23 protein-coding genes and 1 pseudogene are annotated in these 22535 nt (G+C 65.0%); 12 read left to right on the top strand and 12 right to left on the bottom strand.

From position 1 onward, the window contains the following. Positions 1–97 precede the first annotated feature (97 nt). Positions 98–892 carry a phytanoyl-CoA dioxygenase family protein gene (locus LB553_RS19705; protein WP_224515982.1) on the bottom strand — a complete coding sequence of 265 codons (795 nt, stop codon included), beginning with the start codon at positions 890–892 and terminating at the stop codon, positions 98–100. Between the two features lie 163 nt (positions 893–1055). On the opposite strand from LB553_RS19705, the gene LB553_RS19700 reads away from it, so the two are divergent. Continuing rightward, positions 1056–1979, top strand: coding sequence for a LysR family transcriptional regulator (locus LB553_RS19700; RefSeq protein WP_224515981.1), 924 nt, complete (start codon positions 1056–1058; stop codon positions 1977–1979). 51 nt (positions 1980–2030) lie between these two features. Then, positions 2031–3014: a 4-hydroxybenzoate octaprenyltransferase gene (gene ubiA, locus LB553_RS19695; RefSeq protein ID WP_224515980.1), complete on the top strand. Its 984-nt coding sequence runs from the start codon at positions 2031–2033 to the stop codon at positions 3012–3014. Positions 3015–3214: 200 nt separating this feature from the next. On the opposite strand, the gene LB553_RS19690 is transcribed toward ubiA, so the two are convergent. The 3 genes from LB553_RS19690 to LB553_RS19680 all read right to left on the bottom strand — a co-directional run bounded on the left by LB553_RS19690 (position 3215) and on the right by LB553_RS19680 (position 6440). Next, complete coding sequence (locus LB553_RS19690) at positions 3215–3781, bottom strand: DUF6101 family protein (protein ID WP_224515979.1); 567 nt, start codon at positions 3779–3781, stop codon at positions 3215–3217. A 185-nt stretch (positions 3782–3966) separates the two neighbouring features. Next, on the bottom strand, positions 3967–5400 hold the full coding sequence (locus tag LB553_RS19685) for an FAD-binding oxidoreductase (protein ID WP_224515978.1): 1434 nt from the start codon (positions 5398–5400) through the stop codon (positions 3967–3969). Positions 5401–5477: 77 nt separating this feature from the next. Next, positions 5478–6440 (bottom strand): L-threonylcarbamoyladenylate synthase, encoded by a 963-nt coding sequence (locus tag LB553_RS19680; RefSeq protein ID WP_224515977.1) that lies wholly within the window; start codon positions 6438–6440, stop codon positions 5478–5480. A 174-nt stretch (positions 6441–6614) separates the two neighbouring features. On the opposite strand from LB553_RS19680, the gene LB553_RS19675 reads away from it, so the two are divergent. Continuing rightward, positions 6615–7118 (top strand): hypothetical protein, encoded by a 504-nt coding sequence (locus LB553_RS19675; RefSeq protein ID WP_224515975.1) that lies wholly within the window; start codon positions 6615–6617, stop codon positions 7116–7118. Between the two features lie 42 nt (positions 7119–7160). On the opposite strand, the gene glyS is transcribed toward LB553_RS19675, so the two are convergent. Then, entirely contained in the window at positions 7161–9470 is a 2310-nt protein-coding gene (gene glyS / locus LB553_RS19670; protein ID WP_224515972.1) for a glycine--tRNA ligase subunit beta, read from the bottom strand. A gap of 252 nt (positions 9471–9722) precedes the next feature. Here glyS and LB553_RS19665 point away from each other — a divergent pair, with 252 nt between their 5' ends. Continuing rightward, positions 9723–9908, top strand: a complete 186-nt coding sequence (locus LB553_RS19665) for a hypothetical protein (protein ID WP_224515970.1) — start codon at positions 9723–9725, stop codon at positions 9906–9908. Here the strand turns inward: LB553_RS19665 and LB553_RS19660 are convergent. After that, a complete protein-coding gene (locus LB553_RS19660) occupies positions 9905–10828 on the bottom strand; it encodes a glycine--tRNA ligase subunit alpha (protein ID WP_224516021.1) in 924 nt (307 codons plus the stop codon). The two genes, LB553_RS19665 and LB553_RS19660, sit on opposite strands and share 4 nt — an antisense overlap. A gap of 193 nt (positions 10829–11021) precedes the next feature. Here LB553_RS19660 and LB553_RS19655 point away from each other — a divergent pair. Next, positions 11022–11482: pseudogene (locus LB553_RS19655) on the top strand (N-acetyltransferase family protein). Positions 11483–11531: 49 nt separating this feature from the next. Here LB553_RS19655 and LB553_RS19650 read toward each other — a convergent pair. The 5 genes from LB553_RS19650 to LB553_RS19630 form a co-directional block, all read right to left on the bottom strand. Then, positions 11532–13307 (bottom strand): tetratricopeptide repeat protein, encoded by a 1776-nt coding sequence (locus LB553_RS19650; RefSeq protein ID WP_224515967.1) that lies wholly within the window; start codon positions 13305–13307, stop codon positions 11532–11534. Positions 13308–13503: 196 nt separating this feature from the next. Beyond that, entirely contained in the window at positions 13504–13920 is a 417-nt protein-coding gene (locus tag LB553_RS19645) for a DUF1284 domain-containing protein (protein WP_224515964.1), read from the bottom strand. Next, entirely contained in the window at positions 13917–14525 is a 609-nt protein-coding gene (locus LB553_RS19640) for a biotin transporter BioY (protein WP_224515962.1), read from the bottom strand. Before LB553_RS19640 ends, LB553_RS19645 begins: the two co-directional genes overlap by 4 nt. Positions 14526–14845: 320 nt before the next feature. Next, positions 14846–15511, bottom strand: a complete 666-nt coding sequence (locus LB553_RS19635; protein WP_224515959.1) for a GntR family transcriptional regulator — start codon at positions 15509–15511, stop codon at positions 14846–14848. Between the two features lie 104 nt (positions 15512–15615). Next, a complete protein-coding gene (locus LB553_RS19630; RefSeq protein WP_224516020.1) occupies positions 15616–16629 on the bottom strand; it encodes a polyprenyl synthetase family protein in 1014 nt (337 codons plus the stop codon). A gap of 263 nt (positions 16630–16892) precedes the next feature. Here LB553_RS19630 and LB553_RS19625 point away from each other — a divergent pair, with 263 nt between their 5' ends. From LB553_RS19625 to moaB, 6 genes are all read left to right on the top strand, one after another. After that, positions 16893–17117, top strand: coding sequence for a DUF2007 domain-containing protein (locus LB553_RS19625; RefSeq protein WP_027164594.1), 225 nt, complete (start codon positions 16893–16895; stop codon positions 17115–17117). Then, positions 17117–17914, top strand: coding sequence for a tRNA1(Val) (adenine(37)-N6)-methyltransferase (locus tag LB553_RS19620; protein WP_224515956.1), 798 nt, complete (start codon positions 17117–17119; stop codon positions 17912–17914). Before LB553_RS19625 ends, LB553_RS19620 begins: the two co-directional genes overlap by 1 nt. 136 nt (positions 17915–18050) lie before the next feature. Then, the gene (locus tag LB553_RS19615) at positions 18051–18908 is read left to right on the top strand and encodes a S49 family peptidase (RefSeq protein ID WP_224515954.1); all 858 of its coding nucleotides are present in this window, start codon (positions 18051–18053) and stop codon (positions 18906–18908) included. A gap of 82 nt (positions 18909–18990) precedes the next feature. Further along, positions 18991–19176 carry a membrane protein gene (locus LB553_RS19610; RefSeq protein ID WP_027164591.1) on the top strand — a complete coding sequence of 62 codons (186 nt, stop codon included), beginning with the start codon at positions 18991–18993 and terminating at the stop codon, positions 19174–19176. A 25-nt stretch (positions 19177–19201) separates the two neighbouring features. Further along, entirely contained in the window at positions 19202–20095 is an 894-nt protein-coding gene (locus LB553_RS19605; RefSeq protein WP_224516019.1) for a 4-(cytidine 5'-diphospho)-2-C-methyl-D-erythritol kinase, read from the top strand. Next, positions 20082–20639 carry a molybdenum cofactor biosynthesis protein B gene (moaB, locus tag LB553_RS19600; protein ID WP_224515952.1) on the top strand — a complete coding sequence of 186 codons (558 nt, stop codon included), beginning with the start codon at positions 20082–20084 and terminating at the stop codon, positions 20637–20639. The genes LB553_RS19605 and moaB overlap by 14 nt, the downstream gene beginning before the upstream one ends. 10 nt (positions 20640–20649) lie before the next feature. On the opposite strand, the gene LB553_RS19595 is transcribed toward moaB, so the two are convergent. Next, the gene (locus tag LB553_RS19595) at positions 20650–21153 is read right to left on the bottom strand and encodes a glycosyltransferase family 2 protein (protein ID WP_224515950.1); all 504 of its coding nucleotides are present in this window, start codon (positions 21151–21153) and stop codon (positions 20650–20652) included. Positions 21154–21302: 149 nt separating this feature from the next. On the opposite strand from LB553_RS19595, the gene LB553_RS19590 reads away from it, so the two are divergent. After that, positions 21303–22457 carry a PA0069 family radical SAM protein gene (locus LB553_RS19590; protein WP_224515948.1) on the top strand — a complete coding sequence of 385 codons (1155 nt, stop codon included), beginning with the start codon at positions 21303–21305 and terminating at the stop codon, positions 22455–22457. Positions 22458–22535: the final 78 nt, after the last annotated feature.

The following is a 22535-nucleotide window of genomic DNA, read 5'->3' as shown; positions in this document are numbered from 1 at the left end:
GGGAACATAGGCCTCATCAAGACCAATGAGACAGGTGCCGAACTTGACCGGTCGGGGAACGGAAGCTTCGGAGAGCGGCTCAGCTCTGGAAAATGCTTCAGCTTTGGAAAATGACGGGAAACCAATCCTCGCGCAGTTTCTGGCCGGGCTTCATGTCGTGGCCGGGATAGGGCGGCGAGGTGCGGCCGGGACGCTCGACATAGCGCGCATCGTCGCCGACCCAGCGCAACGACAGCGCCCGGCGGCGTGCCGCGGTCAGGTTGCCGCGCGCGCCGTGCGCCGTGCGGAAGTCGAACAGGATGGCGTCGCCCGGCTCCATCTCCCATTCCAGAACCTTCATCGACGGGTCGTTGTCGGGATCGGGCACCGGCAGGTAGTCGCCCTCGCCAGCGTAAAAATTGGCGTCGTTTAGCCAGCGCACCGGCAGCACCATCTTTTCCCATTTGTGCGAGCCGGCGATCAGCCTCAGCGTCGCTTCCTTCACCGGATCGATCGGGATCCAGAAGCTGACCGTCTGGCTGCCGTCGACGAAGTAATAAGGGATGTCCTGGTGCCAGGGCGTCGGCTTCTGCGTGCCGGGCTCCTTGACCAGCACGTGGTCGTGGAAGAACCGGGCGCTGCGCGACTGCATGACCGCGGCGGCGAGCGCGGCGGCCGGCGATTCCCTGACGATCCTGACGAATTCCGGGAAGCGCTCCCAGTTGCAGTAATCGTCGAAGAAGCTGCCCTTGCCGCCGGCGATGTCCGAAGCGGTGGCGCTGCGGTTCTGCATATTACGCTCGATGCCGTCGGCGATCACGTCGACCCAGTCCTTGAAGGCGCCGCGGATGCAGACTGCGCCGTCGCGCTGGTAATCGGCAATCGTCGAAGCATCGATCTTTGGGCTGGCCATGGCGCTCGATCTCTTTGTTTGACGCAAATCCGGACGGAGGCTACGGCCAAGTCGCCGAGCCTGACCGCTTCACACCTTCCTGGAATTGCTCGTGAACCGACTATCGCAAGCGTCCGACATCGCGTAAAATAATAACTTGCCATCTGATTTATAGTTTCCACCTATGAGATTGACCCTCACCCAGTTGCGCTATGTCGTTGCCGTCGCCCGCTATGGCAGCGTGACCGCGGCAGCCCAGGCCCTGAACGTGTCGCAGCCGTCGATCTCGGTGGCCATCGACAATGTCGAGGCCAACCTTGGCCAGAAACTGTTCGTGCGCCAGCGCGGCAGCGGCGTTTCGCTGACATCCTTCGGCCGCAGGGCCGTGGCCAAGGCGAGGCAGGTGCTGGGCGAGGCGGATGAACTGGCGGCGCTCGGTTCGCGCGACGCCGATGTCGGCGCCGAACTGGTACTCGGCTGCTTCGAGGATCTGGCGCCCTATTTCGCGCCCGCGCTGATGCGCGCCTTCGCCGAGCGCTGCCCGGCCGTCACGGTCGTCATAGGCGATGAAACCTTGGACACGCTGGGGCGGCGGCTGGCCGACAGCGCCGTCGATCTCGGCCTCACCTATGATCTCGGCCTGCCCGGGCATTTCAAGCGCATCCTCCTGCACGAGCTGCGGCCGCACGCGCTTTTGCCGGCCGGCCATGAGCTGGCGGACAAGCACGCCGTCAGCCTGGCCGAGCTCGCGCAGCATCCGCTGGTCACCACCGACCAGCCGCATAGTTGGCAGCATATGCTGGACCTCTTCCTCAGCCGCGGCCTCTCGCCCGTCGCCCGGGCGACGACCAGCTCGTTCGAGCTGCAGCGCTCCATGGTGGCCAACGGCTTCGGCGTCGCAGTCAGCTATACGAGGCCCTATGGCGACCGCAGCTATGACGGCCTGCCGCTGGTCTTAAAGCCCCTGTCCGATCCTGTGCCGATGCAGCGCATCATCCTGACCCACGACACGCGCCAGCGCCTGTCGAAGGCGGCCGCGGCGTTCATCGACGTCGCCAAGGCATGGTTTGCCGGTCACGATGTTCACTGCCTAGGTTTCAGCGCTTGAGCGACAACGCTGCCGCTTGACGGCGCCCTTAGCTGCTGCCACTCCAGCGCGATGGAAACCGTCCAGTCGAAAGCAATCCAGGGCCGCGTCGCCGATGCGCCGAGCGGCCATTGGGTCTATCGGGTGCTGCCGCGCTGGCTGTGGCCCTATGCGCAGCTTGCGCGCTGGGATAGGCCTATCGGCTGGCAGCTGCTGTTGTGGCCCTGCTGGTGGTCGGCAGCACTTGCCGCGGGCGCCTATCCGCGCGCGACCGACCCGCTGCTGACGTTGCTTCCGGCGCCCTGGTATCTGCTATTATTCTTCATCGGCGCGGTCGCCATGCGCGGCGCCGGCTGCACCTATAACGACCTCGCTGACGAGGACATCGACAACCAGGTCGAGCGCACCCGCTCGCGGCCGCTGCCGGCCGGCAAGGTGACACGTCGCCAGGCTTGGGCATTCGTCATCATCCAGGCGCTCATCGGGCTTGCCGTGCTGTTGCAGTTCAACAGCTTCGCCATTCCGCTCGGCATCGCCTCGCTGGCGATCGTCGCCGTCTACCCGTTCATGAAGCGCATCACCAACTGGCCGCAACTCGTGCTAGGGCTGGCCTTCTCCTGGGGCGCGCTGATGGGCTGGGCGGTCGAGTTCGGCGACATCGATGATCCGGCGATCATGCTCTATATCGGCTCGATCCTGTGGGTGATCGGCTACGACACGATCTACGCGCATCAGGACAAGGAAGACGACGCCATCGTCGGCGTACGCTCGACGGCGCGGCTGTTCGGCGACAACACCAAGATGTGGCTCACCGGGCTCTATGGCGGCGCGCTTATCTGCTTCGCCATCGCCTTCGCCTCGGCGCAGGTGCCGATCGTGGCGCTGGCCGGGCTGATCGCCGCCGGCGCACATATGGCGCGCCAGATCATCCGGCTCGACATCGACAATCCGGACCAGTGCCTGAAATTGTTCAAGTCGAACAACCAGGTCGGCTGGCTGATCTTCCTCGGCCTGATCGGCGGCTCGGTGTGGATATGGCTGAAGCCGCTGGTGTAGTCTCCTTCTCCCCGTTCCACGGAGAGAAGGTGGCGGCAGCCGGATGAGGGGCGGCGCCGACCTTGGAGGTAAGGCGAAAGGCACAGCGGCGATATAGCGTGTGTTGGATCAAATTTTGAGGCGGCTAAACCCCCAGGTCGGCGCTGCCCCTCATCGCCCTGCCGGGCACTTCTCCCCGTATAGTGACGGGGAGAAGAAACCTACTCCCTTGCGATAATCTCCTGGCCGTCGATGACCAGCCTCAAGCCCAGATTGCCGGCCTTGCGGCGGGCGAGGAAGCGCGGGCGGCGCATGGTGGAGACGCGGCCCTTGCGGCGTTCCTGCGGCGGCAGCGCCTTGATGGCGGCGCCGAGCGATTCTTCCAACGTGCGGGCGATGCCGTCGGCCTCGATCAGCAGCATCGGCAGGCGATAGGCATCGGCCCAGGCGCGCCAGTCGGCGGCGACGTCCTCGAGATCGTCGGCGACCAGCAGCGGCACCGACAGCATCGGATCATTGTGCAGGAGCTCGAGCGTCACGGTGACGTTGCCGTCCGGATCCTCCATGGCGCGCGCGGCGACGCCGCGGAACGCATTGGGGGGCAGCGCGATGATCGCCGGCACGCCGCTCATCTCCAGCACACGGCGGATGACGGCGCCGCGCTGGTCGATGGTGAAGGTCACATCGCCATAGTCGTCGCGGGTGGCATAGCTCACCATCTGCGGCAGGCGAAACGGGTCGAGACGCATGTTGCGCCCGGCCCAGACTGGCTTCAGTCCAGTGTTCATCGATGTCTTCCCTGTTAGTCCTGAGGGCCGTTTTCCGGTTCTCTCAGGGCCGGTTTTTCCGGCCTCGTTATGGGAAGAAATGTTAGCGCTCGCTTCTTACCGGCGCGCTTAAGAAAGTCGGTTAAATTTTGCTGATCTGAGCCGATGGTTATCGGAATGCGACCGGCCGCCGGATCCAGGAAGGATCAGATAACCTTACCGGGATTCATGATGCCGGCCGGATCGAAGGCCGCCTTCACCCGGCGCATCAGGTCGATCGCCATCGGCGGCGCCGTGGCGATCAGCTCGTCGCGCTTCAATTGGCCGATGCCGTGCTCGGCCGAGATCGAGCCATGGAAGGAGCGCACGACGTCGTGTACGGCCTTGTTCATGGGGTGGTAGAGCTCGAGGAACGCCTCGTCCTGCCAATCCACGGGACGCGAGATGTTGTAGTGCAGATTGCCGTCGCCCATGTGGCCGAAGCAGACGACGCGCGCGCCGGGGCAGACTGCCTCCACCACGCCGGCCGCCCTTTCGATGAACTCCGGGATCGAAGCGATCGGCACCGAGATGTCATGCTTGATCGAGGCGCCCTCCGGCTTCTGGCATTCGGGAAGCGTCTCGCGGAAATTCCAGAAAGCGTCGCCCTGGGCAAGGCTTGCCGACACCACCGCGTCGCCGACGATGCCCTGCTCGAGCGCCTCGGCCAGGATTTCTTCGATCAGCGCCCTGCCGTCTTCCTCGGAGCGGCCGGACGAGATCTGCATCAGCACATACCACGGCCAGTCGTCGGCCAGCGGCCGCGTGATGCCTTGCCCGTGCTTGAGGGTGAAATCGTATGCCCTTTTGCCGATCAGCTCGAAAGCGGTGAGCGATGCGCCGGCCCTGTCCATCGCCAAAGTGAACAGCGACAGCGCATCTTTCGGCGACGACGGCAGGCCGGCAAAGGCGACCTCCCTGCCCTTCGGCTTCGGGAACAATTTCAGCACCGCGGCGGTGATGATGCCGAGCGTGCCTTCGGCGCCGATGAAGAGGTTCTTCAGATCGTAGCCGGTGTTGTCCTTCTTCAATTTGCGCAAATCATCGAACACCTCGCCAGTCGGCAACACGACCTCGACGCCCAGGCAGAGCTCGCGCGCATTGCCATAGGCAAGGACGCCGGTGCCGCCGGCATTGGAGGACAGATTGCCGCCGATCTGGCACGACCCTTGCGCGGCGAGCGAGAGCGGAAACAGCTGGCCGGCGGCGTCGACCGCTTCCTGCAGCGTCTGCAGGATGACGCCGGCCTCGACGGTCACCGTGTTTGACAGGACATCGATCTCGCGGATGCGGTTCAGCCTGGACAGCGAGACCACGATGTCGCGGCCGGATTTGTCCGGCACCTGGGCGCCGACCAATCCGGTGTTGCCGCTTTGCGGCACGATCGGCGTTCCGGTCTCGGTCGCAAGGCGCATTATGTGGCTCACTTCCTCGACGCTGCCGGGGCGCAGCACCAGCGATGTCCGGCCGTGCCAAAGGCCGCGCCGCTCGGTGATGTAAGGCGCGATGTAGGCTTGGTCGCGCAAAGCATATTTGTCGCCGACGATTGCCGCGAAGCGATCGATGACGGCGGGATCGAGGTCCAAGGGCTGATCGTTCATGGGCGGCGAGACTAGAGCAATTCCAGGAAAAGTGCGAAGCGGTTTCCGTCCGGAATTGTCGAAACAAAGAGATAGACTCAAGCGGTGTTGTCACGCGGCGCGGCGGCGCGCGCGAGCCGGTCATTGATCGCCTCGCCCAGGCCCTCGAACGGGATCGGCTCGACGGCGATGGTCGCGGCGCCGACAAGGTCGAGCGCCTGCATATAGGCGAAGAGGTTGCTTGCCGCTTCGCGCAGGTCGCCTCTTTCGGAGAGATTGCGCAGCGCAACGGCCCGTTCCCAGCCCTCGGCGCGGTTGCGGCCGAACGCAAGCAACGCCTCGCCTTCGGCAATTTTCTCGACGTTGAGCCGCATCGCGGCGCCCGGCGCATAATGCGAGGCGAGCATGCCCGGTGCCTCGATACCGGTTGCGCCGCGCGACAATTTCGCGCCGGCCACCGCCTCGATCTCCTCGGCGCCGATGCCGCCGGGCCTGAGCAGCCGCAACTTGCCGTTCTCGACCTTGAGAATAGTCGATTCCAGGCCGACCGGCGTCGCACCGCCATCGACGACCAGCCCGATCCTGGCGCCGAGATCGGCGGCGACCGCCTGCGCTGTCGTGCCGCTGATCTTTCCGGAAGAATTGGCGCTGGGGGCGGCGACCGGCCTGCCGAGGCGCACGATCAGTTCGCCACCGAACCCGCGCGGCATGCGCAGCGCGATCGTGTCCAGCCCCGCGGTGACCAGCGGATGGATGCCGTTGCCGGCGCGCTGCGGCAGCACCAGCGTCAGCGGGCCTGGCCAAAAGGCTTCGGCGAGCTTTGCCGACAGCGGGTCGAAACCGGCGATACGGTCCGCCATCGCGCGATCGGCGACATGGGCGATCAGCGGGTTGAAGCGCGGCCGGCCCTTGGCCTCGAAAATACGCGCCACGGCAACGCCGTTGGTGGCGTCGCCGGCAAGGCCATACACCGTCTCGGTCGGGATGGCGACGACGTCACCGCCTTCGAGCAGCGCCAATGCCTGCTCCATAGCCTCGCCGATCGCCAGTATCTCAGCCAAATCCGCCACCAGTCCTGAACATGCCGGTCCCGTAATACGGCCGCTTCCATCGGGCAAGTGCGGGTATTGGCGATTTATCAATCCCTAAAATGTTAAGTTTCCACGCAAGCCGGCTTCAATCTGCCGGCCCTAAGGTGCGGGTTCCATGCGGTTGCGGGCTTGGGAGTTGTTGTGATGCGTTTGCTTGGAGCGTTGGGCATCAGCCTTCTGGCGATGAACGGCGCGGCATATGCCTCGTCGATCGTCATGGTCGCCCCCTCGACCTCGACGCCTTCAGTCATCCGGCTGAATGCGATCGAGCCGGCCAAGCTGTCCTCGGCCTCGACCCCGTCGATGATAGCGCTTGGCGACCCCATGCCTGCCGTCACCGACGAAAAGGTCGCGGCAATTCCCGAGAAGTCCGGGCACCAGCAAGCCCCGATGATCATTCGCGGCGGCATCGTTGGCGGCGCTTTCGCAACGCCCGCGGCGACCGCAGCGGCCAAGCCCACCACGCCGGCAACTACAGCCACCGCGCCGGCAAACGGCACGTCGCCGGCAACGCCCGCGAACGGCACCGCGTCCGCTTCGAACGGCAACAGCAAAACCGCCAGCCAGCCGGCCGCGACAGCCAACGCATCGGGCGGCGCGCAGCCGCCGAATGCTCAGCCGCTGCCGCGCGTCGGCAAGGCGATGTAGACACTGGATACCGCCTCGATGTGAGACGCGATCTCTGCGCCGTCAGCCTACGATTTTTGAAAAATCCGCGACCTGATCGGTGGCGGCGCGGATGCGGGCGAGAAGCGCCAGACGGTTGGCGCGCACGGCCTGGTCCTCATCATTCACGAGAACGCCCTCAAAGAATGAATCAACCGGTTCGCGCAACACGCTAAGAGCCAGCATGGCAGCGGAAAAATCTTCATTTTGAATTGCTTGGCCGGCTTCCTTCTCGGCCTGATTCACCGCGGCATAGAGCTTCTTTTCCGCGTCCTCGCGGAACAGCGCCGGCTCAACAGTTTCGGCAATGAGCGTTTTCTTCTTCTCCTCGGCGGCCAGAATGTTGGCGGCGCGCTTGGTGCCGGCAAGCAGGTTCTTGCCGTCCTCGGTGTCGAGCAAGGAGCCGAGCGCCTCGACGCGGCGCACGATCTGCAGCAGGTCGTCGGACTGCGGTGTGATGACGGCATCGATCAGATCGTACCGCGCGCCCTGGTCGCGGAGATAGACTTTCAGGCGGTCGTGGAAGAAGGCGAGGAGGTCGGACGACTGATCCGCACCGCCCTTGAAGCTTGCAAAGGCCTTGGCGAAAACAGACGTCAGCGCCAGACGAATGCGATTCTCGATGAGGATCCTGACCACACCAAGCGCGGCTCGCCGCAGCGCGAACGGGTCCTTGCTGCCGGTCGGCTTCTCGTCGATCGCCCAGAAGCCGGTCAGCGTATCGAGCTTGTCGGCGAGCGCGACGGCAACCGAGACCGGATCGGTCGGCACGCGGTCGGAAGGACCCTGCGGCTTGTAATGCTCCTCGGCGGCTGCGGCCACAGACGCATGCTCGCCCTGCAGCAGCGCATATTTGCGGCCCATGGCGCCCTGAAGCTCGGGGAACTCGCCGACCACTTCGGTTTGCAGATCGGCCTTGGCGAGCACGGCCGCGCGGGCGACGAGCGCGGTAATCTCCCCCCTTGAGGGGGAGATGTCGCCGAAGGCGACAGGGGAGGTCGCCTCACGTAGAGCGCCGACGCTGCCTCTCGCCGCAGAAGATGTCGGCGCTTCACGCGCGGCGACCCCCTCTGGCCGGCCGGCCATCTCCCCCGCAAGAGGGGAGGTCGACTTCGCGACCGTCGGCGCCAGCTCCTCAGCCAGCCGCTTGATACGCGCGACCCGCGCGCCTTGCGTGCCCAGCTTGGCGTGGAAGGTGACGTTGAGATGGTCGAGCCGCGCCATGCGCTGGTCGAGCGGCTTCTTCAAATCCAGGTCGAACTTCTCCGCCGATTCCTTCAGCTGGTCGAGGTCGGGCAGATCGCCCTGGTCGGTCTTCCAGAAATAGAGCGCGTCGGACAGGCGCGCGCGCACCACCTTGCCGTTGCCATAGGCGATTTCCTTGCCGCCGTCGGTCGCTTCGATGTTGGCGACCAGGATGAAGCGGTTCGACAGGTTTTCGCCCGCGCCCTGCGGCCGGGTCACGAAACACTTCTGGTTGGCGCGAATGGTGAGGCGGATGACCTCGCCCGGAATGGTGAGGAAATCCTGCTCGAACTCGCCCATCAGCACGACCGGCCATTCGACCAGGCCGGAGACTTCCTCCAGCAGGCCCTCGTCCTCGACGAGGTCAAGGCCGTTGGCGAAGGCGGTGTTGCGGGCGTCGGCCAGGATGATCTCCTTGCGGCGGTCGGCGTCGAGCACGACCTTGGCCGCTTCGAGCTTCGCCACATAGTCGTCGAAGCGGCGCACGGCGATCGGGCCCGGCGCGTGGAAGCGATGGCCATAGGTGACGTTGCTTGAGCGGACGCCGTCGATCTCGAAATCGACCACCACCGGCTCCTCGGTCTCCGGGCCGAAGGTACAGACGATCGACTGCAGCGGCCGCACCCAGCGCAGCGAGCCGGGTTTCGCCGAGGCCGGCCCCCAGCGCATCGATTTCGGCCAAGGGAAGTTCCTGATGATGCCCGGCACCAGTTCGGCAATGATCTCTTCGGCCGCCCTGCCCGGCTTCACGATATGGGCGACATAGAAGTCGCCCTTCTTCGGGTCGGAATGGACATGGGCGTCTGCGATCGACGACAGGCCGGCCTTGCGCAGGAAGCCCTGCACGGCCTGCTCGGGGGCCGTGGTCGAGGGTCCCTTGATCTCTTCGCGGATGTCCTTGGAGCGCGCCGTCAAGCCACGGATATCGAGCGCCAGGCGCCGCGGCGTCCAATATTCGCGCGCCGCCTCATAGGTCAGGCCCGCCTCGACCAAACCGTCGGTCAGCATCCTCCTGAGGTCGCCGGCAGCCTTGCGCTGCATGCGGGCGGGAATTTCCTCGGAGCGAAGTTCGAGCAGCAAGTCGGGCATTGATTGGTTCCCTACCCTCCCCTTGATGGGGAGGGGTCGGCGCGCAGCGCCGTAACGAATGGGCGGGAAATAGCAACTCGGTCGGCCGCTGTCACCCGCAAGCAGATCGCCTCTTCAAGCGATTTCACGGAATTTTTCGGTCCGCTGTCGGGTTGGCGCCAGGCGGCCCGTCCTTGGAGCAGACCTTCCGATGAACCGAACGCTGCGCTGAAGCGACAAACGCTCAGGCAGAGACCTATTGGCTGAACGACGATGAAGACGGCATCGAGAACCCTGCAGATCCTGGCGCTCAGCGCCTGCTTCGCCGCCCAGGCGCATGGCACCATCACGATGCCGGGGGTCAGGCAGGCCATGCGCACGATCGACGGCGCAGCGGCGCAGATCGCGTTGCCGGCCGCCGCCGCCGCCATCGAGACCGTGAAAGCTGTGTCGGCTTAAGCCGCCTCCAGCCCGCCCGCCCGCGTCTTGAGGAACGCCTCGCCGCAAGCCTTGGCCAGATTGCGCACGCGCAGGATGTAGCTCTGCCGCTCGGTGACCGAGATCACGCCGCGCGCGTCGAGCAGGTTGAAGACATGGCTTGCCTTGATGCACTGGTCGTAGGCCGGGAAAACCATGCGGTGCATTGCCAGATTGTCGCTCGGCTTCGGCGTGCCGGCATCGAGCAGCGCCTTGCACTCGGCCTCGGCGTCCTCGAAGTGCCTCAGCAGCATCGCGGTGTTGGCGAATTCGAAATTGTGGCGCGAATATTCCTGCTCGGCCTGCAGGAAGACGTCGCCGTAGGTGACTTTCTCGGCGCCCTCGCGGCCGTTGAAGTTCAGATCATAGACATTGTCGACGCCCTGCACATACATGGCGAGCCGCTCCAGGCCGTAGGTCAGCTCGCCCGCCACCGGCGCGCATTCGATGCCGCAGACCTGCTGAAAATACGTGAACTGCGAGACTTCCATGCCGTCGCACCAGCATTCCCAGCCGAGTCCCCAGGCGCCCAGCGTTGGGCTTTCCCAGTCGTCCTCGACGAAGCGGATGTCATGCAGCAGCGGATCGACGCCGATCGCCTCAAGGGAGCCCAAATAGAGCTCCTGCAGGTTCGGCGGATTGGGCTTCAGGATCACCTGGTACTGGTAATAATGCTGCAGTCGGTTCGGGTTCTCGCCATAGCGGCCGTCCTTCGGCCGGCGCGAGGGCTGGACGTAAGCGGCGTTCCAGCGCAAGGGGCCGAGCGCGCGCAAGGTGGTCGCCGGATGAAAGGTGCCGGCGCCGACCTCCATGTCGTAGGGCTGCAGGATGAGGCAACCATGGTCCGCCCAGTAACTGTGCAAGGTCAGGATCAGCCCCTGGAAGGAGCGGCTGGGATGCATATGGGCGGGAATCTCGATGGTCACGGCGGCCTCGGAAAGCGCAGGATGACGCTTCCCTAGTTGCCGGGCCGCCGAGCGTCAAGGCGGTGGCTCGCGCCGGGCAAGGCGGAAAGCTTTGCGGCGGGCTGGCCCATTGCCGTCGAGCGGCGGTCGCCGTTTGCTCCGTTCCAATTCAACGACAGAGGGTTTCGCTATGTCCGGTCAACTTGCCGTCCGACCCGTCACAAGGCAGGATTACGAGCAATGGCTGCCGCTCTGGGGCGGCTACAACACGTTATACGGGCGCTCCGGCCCGACGGCGCTTGCCGGCGAGATCACGCAGATGACCTGGTCGCGTTTCTTCGATGCCTATGAGCCGGTGCATGCGCTGGTGGCCGAGCGCGACGGCAATCTGCTCGGCCTCGTCCACTATCTCTATCATCGCTCGACGACGTCGATCGCGCCGAGCTGCTACCTGCAGGATCTTCACCACGGAAGCTGCGCGCGGCCAGGGCGTCGGCCGGGCGCTGATCGAAGGCGTCTATGAGCGCGCCAGGCAAGCGGGCGCGAAACCGTGTCTACTGGCTGGCGCATGAGACGAACCACACGGCGATGCAGCTCTACGACAAGGTCGGCGAGAAGTCCGGTTTCGTCGTCTACAGAAAGATGTTCTGAAAATGCAGGGGCCCCGAAGGGCCCCGCCAGAAACTCAATATCGCAACGCTCAGCCTTTCGGCGCGGGCGCCGGCACCGGCTTCGCCTTGGGGGTTTCCTGCGCGGTGTTGGACTCGATCGGCGGCAGGCCCTTGAGCAACTTCTGCTGCAAGGTGGCGAGCACATCCGGATCCGGCTTCAGGTCGCGCGCCTGGTTCCACTGGTAGGTTGCCTCGAGCTTGCGGCCGACGCGCCAGTAGGCATCGCCGAGATGGTCGTTGAGGACCGGATCCTCGGGCTTCAGCGAAACGGCGCGCTCCATCTCGCGCACGGCATCGTCGAAGCGGCCCATCCGGTAATAGGCCCAGCCGAGCGAATCGACGATGTAGCCGTCGTTTGGCCTGAGATCCACGGCCTTCTGGATCATCGCCAGGCCTTCCTTGAGGTTAATGTTCATGTCGACCCAGGAATAGCCGAGATAGTTCATGACCTGCGGCTGGTCGGGCTGCAACTCCAGCGCCTTGCGGAAGTTGGGTTCGGCCTTCGGCCATTCCTTCAGCCGCTCATAGGCGATGCCGCGCTGGTAGAAGATATTCCAGTTGGCGGCGGTCGGCGTCTTCAACTGCTCGACGGCCTTGTCGTAAAGATTGGCGGCCGAGCGGAAATCTTCCTTCGAGCCATAGACGCCGCCAAGCGCCAGATAGGCGCGCATGTCCTCCGGATGCTTGTCGAGATAGGCCTTGAGATGGGCGATGGCCTCGTCATGCTTGTCGAGATCGGCGAGGTTGAGGCCGAGCTGGAGGTCGGAAAGCTCCTTCAGCGGCGAGGACGCCGGGATGCGGCGATAAAGCGCGATGGCGCCCTCGCCATCCTTGAGCTGCTCGGCGACGGCGGCAAGCTGCACCAGGGCCGCATCGCTGTCCGGCTTCAGCGCCAGCGCGTATTGCAGGTAGAGCCGCACGAAAGGCTCGCCGCCGCCGCGGTTGAGCGCGGTGGCAAGGTCGAGCAGGATTTCGGACGCGCCGTCGGCCGGGCCGGCGACGAGCGGCTCGATCTTGTCGCCCTTGGCGATGCGGTCGCGCAGCGTGGTGATTTCGAGCTTGCCCGGCGCAAAGGCCTCGGCCTGGTTCAACACCGCCAGCGCCTTCGACTTGTCGCCCTTGCGGACGAGGAAGGAGGCATAGGCCTGTGCATTGCGCATCCAGGTTTCGGGCGCGGAGCCGCCGGCCGTGGTGTCGGCAAGCGTGGCGGCGTAGAGTTCATCGGCCTTGTCGTTCAGGCCGGCGGCGTCGGCGATCAGCGCGCGGTGGAACGATTTGAACAGGCCGAACCAGTCCGGGCCCTTGAGCTTGTCGATGGACTCCATCGCCTCGGACGCGTTGCCGGCGCCCTCCTTGGCCCAGCCGTCCATGACGCCGGAGAGCAACCGGTCGAGATCGGATTCGAGCGAGAGCTTCAGCCAGTACTGCGCCTTGGCATAGTCCTTCTTGTGGAAGGAATCGATGGCCAGCGCCAGGCGCGAGAAGCGCTCGACGTCCGGCACTTCCTTCAGCTTGTCGGCATAGACCAGCGATTCCTCGAAGCGGCCTTGCGCGACGAGAGCCAGCATCAGGCTCTGCTGCAGATCCTTATCGTTCGGCGCAAAAGCCAGCGCCTGCTTGTAATAAGCGATCGCGTCGTCGAGATCGTTGTCGCTTTCGGCGATATGAGCCGCGAGATAGGCGCCCGAGAACGACGTGATCTGCAGCGGTTGGGCCTCTTCCTTGGCCTGGACCGGCAGCACCCAAAGCGCCACACCGGTCAAAAATGCCAGCCTCGTCAGCCAGCGCGCACGTCCTTGCCGCATCGTATCCCTTTCAGCCAGACGCGATCCCGCCCTTCGAGGACCGCCCACAGACTCGATCTTTTCCGGTCAAAGCATGGCCTTTTTGGGGTCGGGCTTCAATCCGCAGCGAATCACAATTGCAATCATCCGGCTTAAAAACGATGCCGCGCCCGCGAAAAAATTCTGCCGGGACGCCGATATGCCGGCATCGAATTGCCTACAGATAGGTATCGCTGAATCCGCTGGCGGCAACCGCATCGCACAGGCCGAACCATTCGCAGCCGGAGCACGCCTGGCGCGTCAGGCCGGCGGAAAAAGCCTTCCGCATTTCTGCCAGGCCGGAGGCGTCAAGCACGATCTGGTCACCGACCTGGATCGGCCGGTTGAGGAGAGCCCCCACGTCACGCGCGGCCAGCCGGTCCCGCTCGGCGGCGCTCTCGCGCAGGCAGTGCGGCTCTGGTTCGCCGACCAGCGGGGCGCAGATGTCGTCCGGCCCGGAAACGATCATAACCGCCTCGCCCTCGCCCAGCCGCTTCACCACCTTGTCGTAATTGGCGGTGAAGGCCGGCGAGTAGCCTTTGCCGACATAGGTCAGCAAGCAGAGCAGATGATGGGCGCGCAGCCTGACGGTCATCGCGTCCCGGACGGGCGGTCGCGCTGTTCGGCCCGATCGGTGGAAAAGAGTTTCAGCGTGGCCGCGCCCAGCGCCGACTTGAGCAGGCCGCCGACGATGAAGGGCAGGAAGCCGAAGGTGATGGCCTTCTCCAAACCGATCATGACGGCAAGCCAGGCGGTGCCCAGAACCAGGCAAAGCAGGTTGCCGATGAGCATGGCAGCGAAGGCAAGCATGACGCGCTTGCCGTTCCAGCCGCGTTCGGCCAGCCAGCCGACAACGGCGCCGACGATCGGGAAAGCGAAGAGATATCCGCCGGTCGGACCGACGAAATGTTGTATCCCGGCCGCTCCGCCCGCCAGCACCGGAAACCCTGCCGCGCCTTCGACCAGCCAGGCGGCAATGGTGAGCGCACCGAAGCGCCAGCCATAAAGCGCGCCGACCAGCGTCACGGCGAAGGTCTGCATGGTCACCGGAACCGGCACCATCGGCACTTCGATGTAGGACGACAGCGCCAGGAACAGCGAACCGAGGATCACGGCGCCGATCTGCCAAGCGAGCGAACGGCTGTGCAGCCGCAACGGGCTGAAGGAGGGCTTGTAGGTGGAAACGGCTGCGTTGGTCACGGTGTCTTCCCTGGTTGGCTGTAATTATAGATAATTTTTGAACTTCATCTATTATCGAATCCATATTTTGAAAAGAATGGCAAGCGCTGACCTGGAACAGACAACGGATTTCGTCATTCTAGGGCGGAGCAAGGAGCGGAGCGACGCACGCAGACCCTAGAATCCATGCCGTTACGCAGGAGCGTTGCAGGGGTGCAGAATTCCGCTCCGCCGCACTCTACGATCAAGGTACGGCATGGATGCTCGGGTCTCCGCATCCGCTTCGCTCCCGCTCCGCCCGTGGATGACGAAGCTGAGAGGCTTCGGCCAACCACCGAACCTCACCCCACGATGGCGAAGGCGTCGCGGGTCTTGCCGGAAGCGGTCTTGACCGGCTTTTGGCCGATCCATTGCACGTGCCGCCCGAGCGTCGCGGCGGCCGATTCCGTGTTGCCTTGCCTCAGCGCGCTCAGGATCGCCCGATGATCCTGGTCGGTGCGAGTTTCCCATTCCGAGCGCCAGGCCGCGAACAGGAAACGGGCGCTCGCGGCATGCAGGTCGTCGATGGTGGAGAGCAGGCGCGGCATGTTGCAGGGCGCCAGGATCAGCCGGTGGAAGGTGCGATTGGCCTCTTCCCAGGAGCGCACGTCGCGGGATTTGTCGCCGGCCTTGGTCGCCTCCTCTGCCTGATCGAGCATCGACGCCGTCAGATGCGGCGCGGCATGGCGCAGCGCCAGCACTTCGAGCGCCGCCCGCATCTCGGCCACCTCCCTGACCTCGCCGAGATCGAATGAAGCGACGCGCACGCCGCGGCGCGGCTCGCTGATCGCCAACCCTTGAGCCTCCAGACGCCGGAAGGCCTCGCGCACCGGGACATGGCTGGTGTTGAATTCCTCGGCGACATGGTCCTGGCGCAGCCGCGAACCGGGTTCGATCGCGCCTGAAATGATGCGATCCGCCAGTTCCTTGCTGATGCGGACGGCGATCGTGTCTTCTGTGCTGGCCATATTTTATAGATAATTTGCCGGACCGCTCCTTGTCGAGACGGCCGGCGCGGGATTCACAGGCGCCCTGCCCGGCGGATGCAGGGCATGCAGGCAGGCCGAAGGGCTCAGTTGACGCGGCTGATGCAGAAATCGATGACGTCGATCAAGGCCGACTTCTGTGGCGTCGCCTCCAGCGGCGCCAGCGCGTCGCGGGCGATCTCGCCGAAATGACGGGCGCGGCCGATCGTATCGGCGATGGCGCCGTGGCGCGCCATCAGGCCGATCGCCTTTTCGAGCCCGGCATCGTCGGTGACGTTTTCCTCGATGGCGCGCTTCCAGAAGCTGCGCTCGGCCTTGGTGCCGCGCCGGTAGGCGAGGATCACCGGCAGCGTCACCTTGCCCTCGCGGAAATCGTCGCCGACATTCTTGCCGAGCTCCTTGCTGGAGCCGCCATAGTCCAGCGCATCGTCGATGAGCTGGAAGGCAAGGCCGAGATTCATGCCGTAGGAACGCAGCGCGGCGCGGTCGGTGCGCGAGGCCAGGGCGATCACCGGTCCCACTTCGGCGGCGGCCGAGAACAGCGCGGCGGTCTTGGCCTTGATGACGGCGAAATGCTCGTCCTCGGTGGTTTCGAGGTTCTTGGCTGCGGCGAGCTGCATCACCTCACCTTCGGCGATGATGGAGGCCGCAGCCGACAGGATGTCGAGGGCTTCCAGCGAACCCACCTCGACCATCATGCGGAAAGCCTGGCCGAGCAGGAAATCGCCGACGAGCACGCTCGCCTGGTTGCCCCAGATCATACGCGCCGTCTTCTTGCCGCGGCGCAGCGCGCTCTCGTCGACCACGTCGTCATGCAGAAGCGTCGCAGTGTGCATGAATTCGACGGCGGTCGCGAGCTTGACATGGCCTTCGCCGGAATAGCCGAACATCTGCGCGGCGGCGAGGGTGAGCATGGGCCTGAGCCGCTTGCCGCCGGACGAGATCAGGTGGTTGGCGATCTCCGGGATCATCTCGACGTCGGAGCCGGCCTTGGACAGGATCAATTCGTTGACGCGCCCCATGTCGGCGGCTGTCAGATCGATCAAATCCTTGATGGAAGCGGGTTCCCGCTTACCTTCGATGTTGAGAACGACACCCACCACGACAACTCCGTCAATCTGACGCGTACGACGCCCCTTGAAACTCCTCGCGCTGAAACGAGGTCAGGCGGCGCGCTTCAAGTCTTTGTTTTGATGCATGTCGTTGTCCCAGAACCGCTGCGCACTTCTGGGCGACATGCACTAGTCCCGCGCCGACTCTAGGGCGGCACAACCGGGCACGGCAAGAGGCGAATTGGCGCGGCTCTGCCGGCAATGTGCCCATCTACGTTTACACGGACGCCACAACCTGCGATTTTCGTTCCATGATCGAGCTTGTCCGCACCAATGACGCCGTCGTCATCTCCTTCGTCGAATCGCTGATGCGCGATGCCGGCATCGCCTGTTTCGTCGCCGACCAGAATATGAGCGTGCTCGACGGTTCGCTCGGCATCCTGCCCCGGCGCGTGATGGTCGATGCCGAGAAAGTCGACGCCGCGCGCCGCATCCTCAAGGATGCCGGCATCGAGAACGAGATCCGCAAAAAGTGATGGCAACCAGCGCCGTCCCCGTCCCGGATACGCCGGCGCACACGGTCGATGCTTTCCATCGCGGACGCTTCTGGCTGGTGCAGCCGAGCCGGGGCGGTCATCGCGCCGGCATGGACGCCATGACGCTGGCGGCGGCCGTGCCGTCCGGCTTTTCCGGCCGGCTCGCCGATTTCGGCGCGGGTGCCGGCGCTGCCGCCCTTGCCGTGCTGTCGCGCTGCCCGGCGGCGCAGGCCGTGCTGGTCGAGCGCTCGACCGAAATGGCGGAGTTCGCCGCCGCCACGCTTTCGCATCCGGGCAATGCGCATCTTGGTGACCGCGCTTCGGTCCTGGCGGCCGACGTGACGCTGACCGGCCGGGCGCGGAGCGAGGCCGGGCTTGCCGACAACTCCTTCGACTTCGTCATCATGAACCCGCCGTTCAACGCGGCCGAGGATCGCTCGACGCCCGACACGCTGCGCAGAGAGGCGCATGTGACGGAGGACGGGCTGTTCGAGCGCTGGATCAGAAGCGCCGCCGCCGTCGCCAGGCCGCGCGGCGGGCTGGCCGTCATCGCACGCCCCGAGCAGCTCGTCGCCATCCTCGACGCGATCGAGGGGCGCTTCGGCGACGCCGAGATGCTGTGCGTGCATCCGCGGCCGGACGCAGCGGCGATCCGCATCGTCGTCAGGGCGGCGCTCGGGGCGCGCGGAAAATTGTCGATCCGCCCGCCCCTCACCTTGCACGGACCGTCCGGCAACGCGCCGGCGGAGCGGACGGAAATGATCAACAATGGCCTGGCATCGCTGTTCGGCGATTGATCCCGGGCGCGCGATGCGGCATTGCCGTTGGGCGGCGAATTCCTACATGCCAAGCAAGATGATGTCGCGCCTGAGAGACTAGCAACCTGCCTGATCTCATCCAGCTCCTTCGCATTTGGTCCGGAGACAACAGTTCGTGAAACGCCTCTTCAACCGCCTGCTGCCGAAATCCTGGCGCTCGACAGTCGTCACCATTCCGGTCATCCGGCTGCAAGGCGCCATCATGCCGGGCGGCGGCCAGTTCCGGCCGAGCCTGTCGCTCGCCTCGACGGCCGGCGTCATCGAAAAGGCGTTCGGCTTCGACGCGCCGGCGGTCGCCATCTCGATCAACTCGCCTGGCGGCTCGCCGGTGCAGTCGCGCCTGATCTTCAAACGCATCCGCGACCTTGCGGCGGAGAAGAACAAGAAGGTGCTGGTCTTCGTCGAGGACGTGGCGGCTTCCGGCGGCTACATGATCGCGGTCGCCGGCGACGAGATCTTCGCCGACCCGTCGTCGATCGTCGGCTCGATCGGCGTGGTCTCGGCCTCTTTCGGCTTCCCCGAGCTGATGAAGAAGATCGGCGTCGAGCGGCGCGTCCACACCGCCGGCCAGAACAAGGCCGTGCTCGATCCGTTCAAGCCCGAGAAGAAGGAGGACGTCGAGCGGCTGAAGGCGCTGCAGCTCGAAGTGCACGAGACCTTCATCGACCTCGTCAAGGATCGGCGCGGCAGCAAGCTCAAGGACGATCCGGACCTGTTCACCGGCCTGTTCTGGACCGCCAAGCGAGGCCTCGAGCTCGGCCTTGTCGACGCGCTGGGCGATATGCGCAGCGTGCTCAAGACCCGTTTCGGCGAGAAGACGCAGCTCAAGCTGATCACCGCGCCGCGCGGTCTGTTCGGCCGTTTCGGCCTGTTCGGCTCGCGCTTCTCAGCGCCCGATATCGCCGCTGCTGCCGCAAACGGCGTCCTCGATGCGGCGGAAGAGCGCGCATTGTGGGCGCGCTTCGGGCTTTGAAAAAGCCATGATTGCGTCTAGCATGGCCGCTTGACCGACCCATTCGGCCGGCCTTGCCGCGAGAACGCGGGAGGAGTTTGAGATGCCGCAGATCATTTTCTTCGCCGTTGTCGGCGCCGCCGCTTACTTCGGCTACCGCGCTTTCGTGCGCGAGGCCGAACGCGTGACGGCCAAGATCCGGCGCACCGAGAAACAGGCGGCGAACGGCACGATGGGAACGCTGGTCAAGGATCCGAAGACCGGCGAATACCGTCTGGCCAAGGACTGAAGCCATCTCGCCAGCAGCCGACATTCTGGAGCCCGGCACAGAGGTCCGGACGTGGCTTGCGCCGGCTAAGGTCAATCTGGCGCTGCATGTCACCGGACAGCGCTCCGACGGCTACCACCTCATCGACAGCCTTGCCGTCTTCACCCGCTTCGGCGACCGGCTCGAGATCGAGCCGGCGGAAGAGGACGAATTCTCCGTGTCCGGCCGCTATGCGGCCGGCCTGCCGCTCGACGACGGCAATCTGGTTGTGAAGGCACGTGACGCCTTGCGGCGGGAGGCTGGCGCGCGACATGCGCCGCCCGTCGCCATCAGGCTGGAGAAGAACCTGCCGATCGCCTCCGGCGTCGGCGGCGGCTCGAGTGACGCGGCGGCCGCGCTCAACGCCCTGACGCGGCTCTGGAAGCTCGATATCGACGATGGTTCGCTGGTCCGGATCGGGCTTTCGCTCGGCGCCGACCTGCCGATGTGCCTGAAATCGAAGCCGCTGGTCGCGCGCGGCATCGGCGATGAGGTGTCGCCGCTCTCCGCATTTCCGGCGCTCGGCTTGGTGCTGATCAATCCGGGTATCGCGATCTCGACACCGGACGTGTTCAAGGCGCTCTCCAGCCGCGACAACGAGGCGCTGCCGCCGCTGCCGAAGCGCCTCGACTTTCACGCAATCCGCAACTGGCTGGAGGCGACGCGCAACGATCTCGAACCCGCCGCGCGTTCGATTGAACCTGCCATCGGCGAGGCGCTCAAGGCGCTCAAACGCGCCGACGCCGCGTTCGCGCGCATGTCCGGCTCGGGCGCCACATGCTTCGGCCTCTTCGAGACCGGCAATGTCGCCAAGCGCGCGGCGATCGCGATCCGCGCCCGCCATCCCGACTGGTTTGTCGCCGCGACGCGCAGCATGGAGGTGAGCGATGGCGAAGCTTGACGAAAGCCGGCCCTTCATTCCGGTGCGCATCGCCGTGCTGACCGTCTCCGACACGCGCAGCCTTGCCGACGACAGATCCGGCCAGACGCTGGCCGACCGCATCGCGGAAGCCGGCCATACGCTTGCCGCGCGCGATATCGTGACCGACGACCGCGACAAGATCCGCGACAAGGTGCTTGGCTGGTCGAAGGACGAAAACATCGACGTCGTCATCACCACCGGCGGCACCGGCTTCACCGGCCGCGACGTGACGCCGGAGGCGCTGGAGCCGATCTTCGAAAAGCGCATGGACGGCTTTTCGGAAGTCTTCCACCGCATCTCCTATGACAAGATCGGCACCTCGACGATCCAGAGCCGGGCGACCGGCGGCGTCGTCAACGCCACCTTCGTCTTCGTGCTGCCGGGCTCGCCCGGCGCCTGCAAGGACGCCTGGGACGGCATCATCAAGGCGCAGCTCGACTACCGGCACATGCCCTGCAACTTCGTCGAGATCATGCTGCGGCTGGACGAGCATCTTCGGCGCGGCGGCAAGCCTACCTCGTAAAGCACAGGCCTCACTTCGGCGGCGCTACCCAGATTTCGGCGTTCAACCGCCTGGTCGCCAGGCCGCGCGCCAGGGCTTCGGCGCTGCGCGCGCTCTTCGCCAAAGCCGCAGCCTGGCGCTTGCTGATGACAAGACCCTCGGCCAGCGCACGGTTGCCCGAAAAGACGCGGGCCAGGAAAGGCGTGCGATCGGCGCGGGCGCGCGCGAAGCGCGCCGGCATGGCCTGTTTTGCCGTGTGCGCGACGACCTCGTCGATCCAGCCTTCGGCAAGCCGGGCGCCGGGCTCCAGAAGCAGCAGCCAATCGCCCTTGGCCTGGCCGATACCCACGGCAATCCCGCCGGTCACATAATGACAGCCGGCATGCTCGGCCACCCGGTGCGTCTGGTCGGCGGAACCTTGATCGCAGACGATCACATCGCGCACCACGCCTTCGACCGCGCCGCCGACCAGCGAGGCGAGCGTACGGGCAAGACCCTCTTCGTCGTTCTTGGTTTCGATGAGAACGCTGAGCATTTTTAGCCGAATAGCGGATAATGCGGCGATGCGCCAGTTGCGCGCCTCAAGCGAAAAAGTTCTTGCTTTGTTCCCATCGAGGAAATAGGAATAGTTTCATGAACAGAGCGATTCGACAGCCTGCTGACAGTCCCTGGGAGAGGGCGAAAATGGAACAGATCGTGCGCGCCGACATTGCCGCTTTCGGAGCAGGAAGAGCCGAAATGGCAAATGCAATGATCGAGCAGAGCGGCATGCGCGTGCGGCCCGACCGCAATCGCGGCCGCTCGGCCGGCATCAACCCGTCCGGCCGGTTCGAGCCGACCAGCCGTCATGTCTTTGACGACGGCTGGAACTCGCTGGAGGAGCTGCCGCCGTTCAAGACGGAAGTGCAGGTCGAAAAGCCGCGCACGATCATCACCCGCAACGAATCGCCCGACATTTCCTTCGACCGCTCGATCAATCCCTATCGCGGCTGCGAGCATGGCTGCGTCTACTGCTTCGCCAGGCCGACGCATGCCTTCATGGGCCTGTCGCCGGGGCTCGATTTCGAATCGAAGCTGTTCGCCAAGCCGGACGCGGCGCGCATGCTGGATAGGGAGTTGTCGAAACCGGGCTACCAGCCGCGCACCATCGCCATCGGCACCAACACCGATCCCTACCAGCCGATCGAGAAGCAGTACCGGATCATGCGCGAGATCCTGGAAGTGCTGGAGGCGCGCGGCCATCCGGTCGGCATCGTGACGAAGTCGGCGCTGGTGACGCGCGACATCGACATCCTGTCGCGCATGGCCGAGCGCGGCCTTGCAAAAGTGGCGCTGTCGGTGACGACGATGGACCGCATGCTGGCCAGAACCATGGAGCCGCGCGCGTCGACGCCAACGAAGCGGCTGGAGGCGATCAGGCAGCTTTCGGATGCCGGCATTCCGGCATCGGTGATGGTGGCGCCGATCATCCCGGGTCTCAACGATCCGGAGATGGAGCGCATCCTCGATTCGGCCAGAGCCGCAGGCGCCAGGGAGGCCGGCTACGTCATCCTGCGCCTGCCGCTCGAGGTGGCGCCGATCTTCAAGGATTGGCTGTTGCGGCATTATCCGGACCGCTACCGGCATGTGATGTCGCTGATCCGCTCGATGCGTGACGGCAAGGATTACGATTCCGAATGGGGCAAGCGCATGAAGGGCGCCGGTCCCTATGCCTGGCAGATCGGCCGGCGCTTCGAGATCGCCGCCAAGCGGCTCGGCCTCAATGTCGAGCGGCGGCAGCTCCGTACCGACCAATTCGTCGCAGGCTCCGGCGCCGGCGAGCAGCTGATGCTGCTTTGACGCCAGCACCGGCCATGACGGGCCGGCGCTAAGCACTTCCAGGCAAAGTGATTTTCCGCCTGGAATTGCCATTTGTTT

Source organism: Mesorhizobium sp. CA8 (assembly GCF_020164955.1).
In the GTDB taxonomy this organism is placed as follows: domain Bacteria; phylum Pseudomonadota; class Alphaproteobacteria; order Rhizobiales; family Rhizobiaceae; genus Mesorhizobium.
This window is presented reverse-complemented; position numbering and strand designations above follow the sequence as displayed.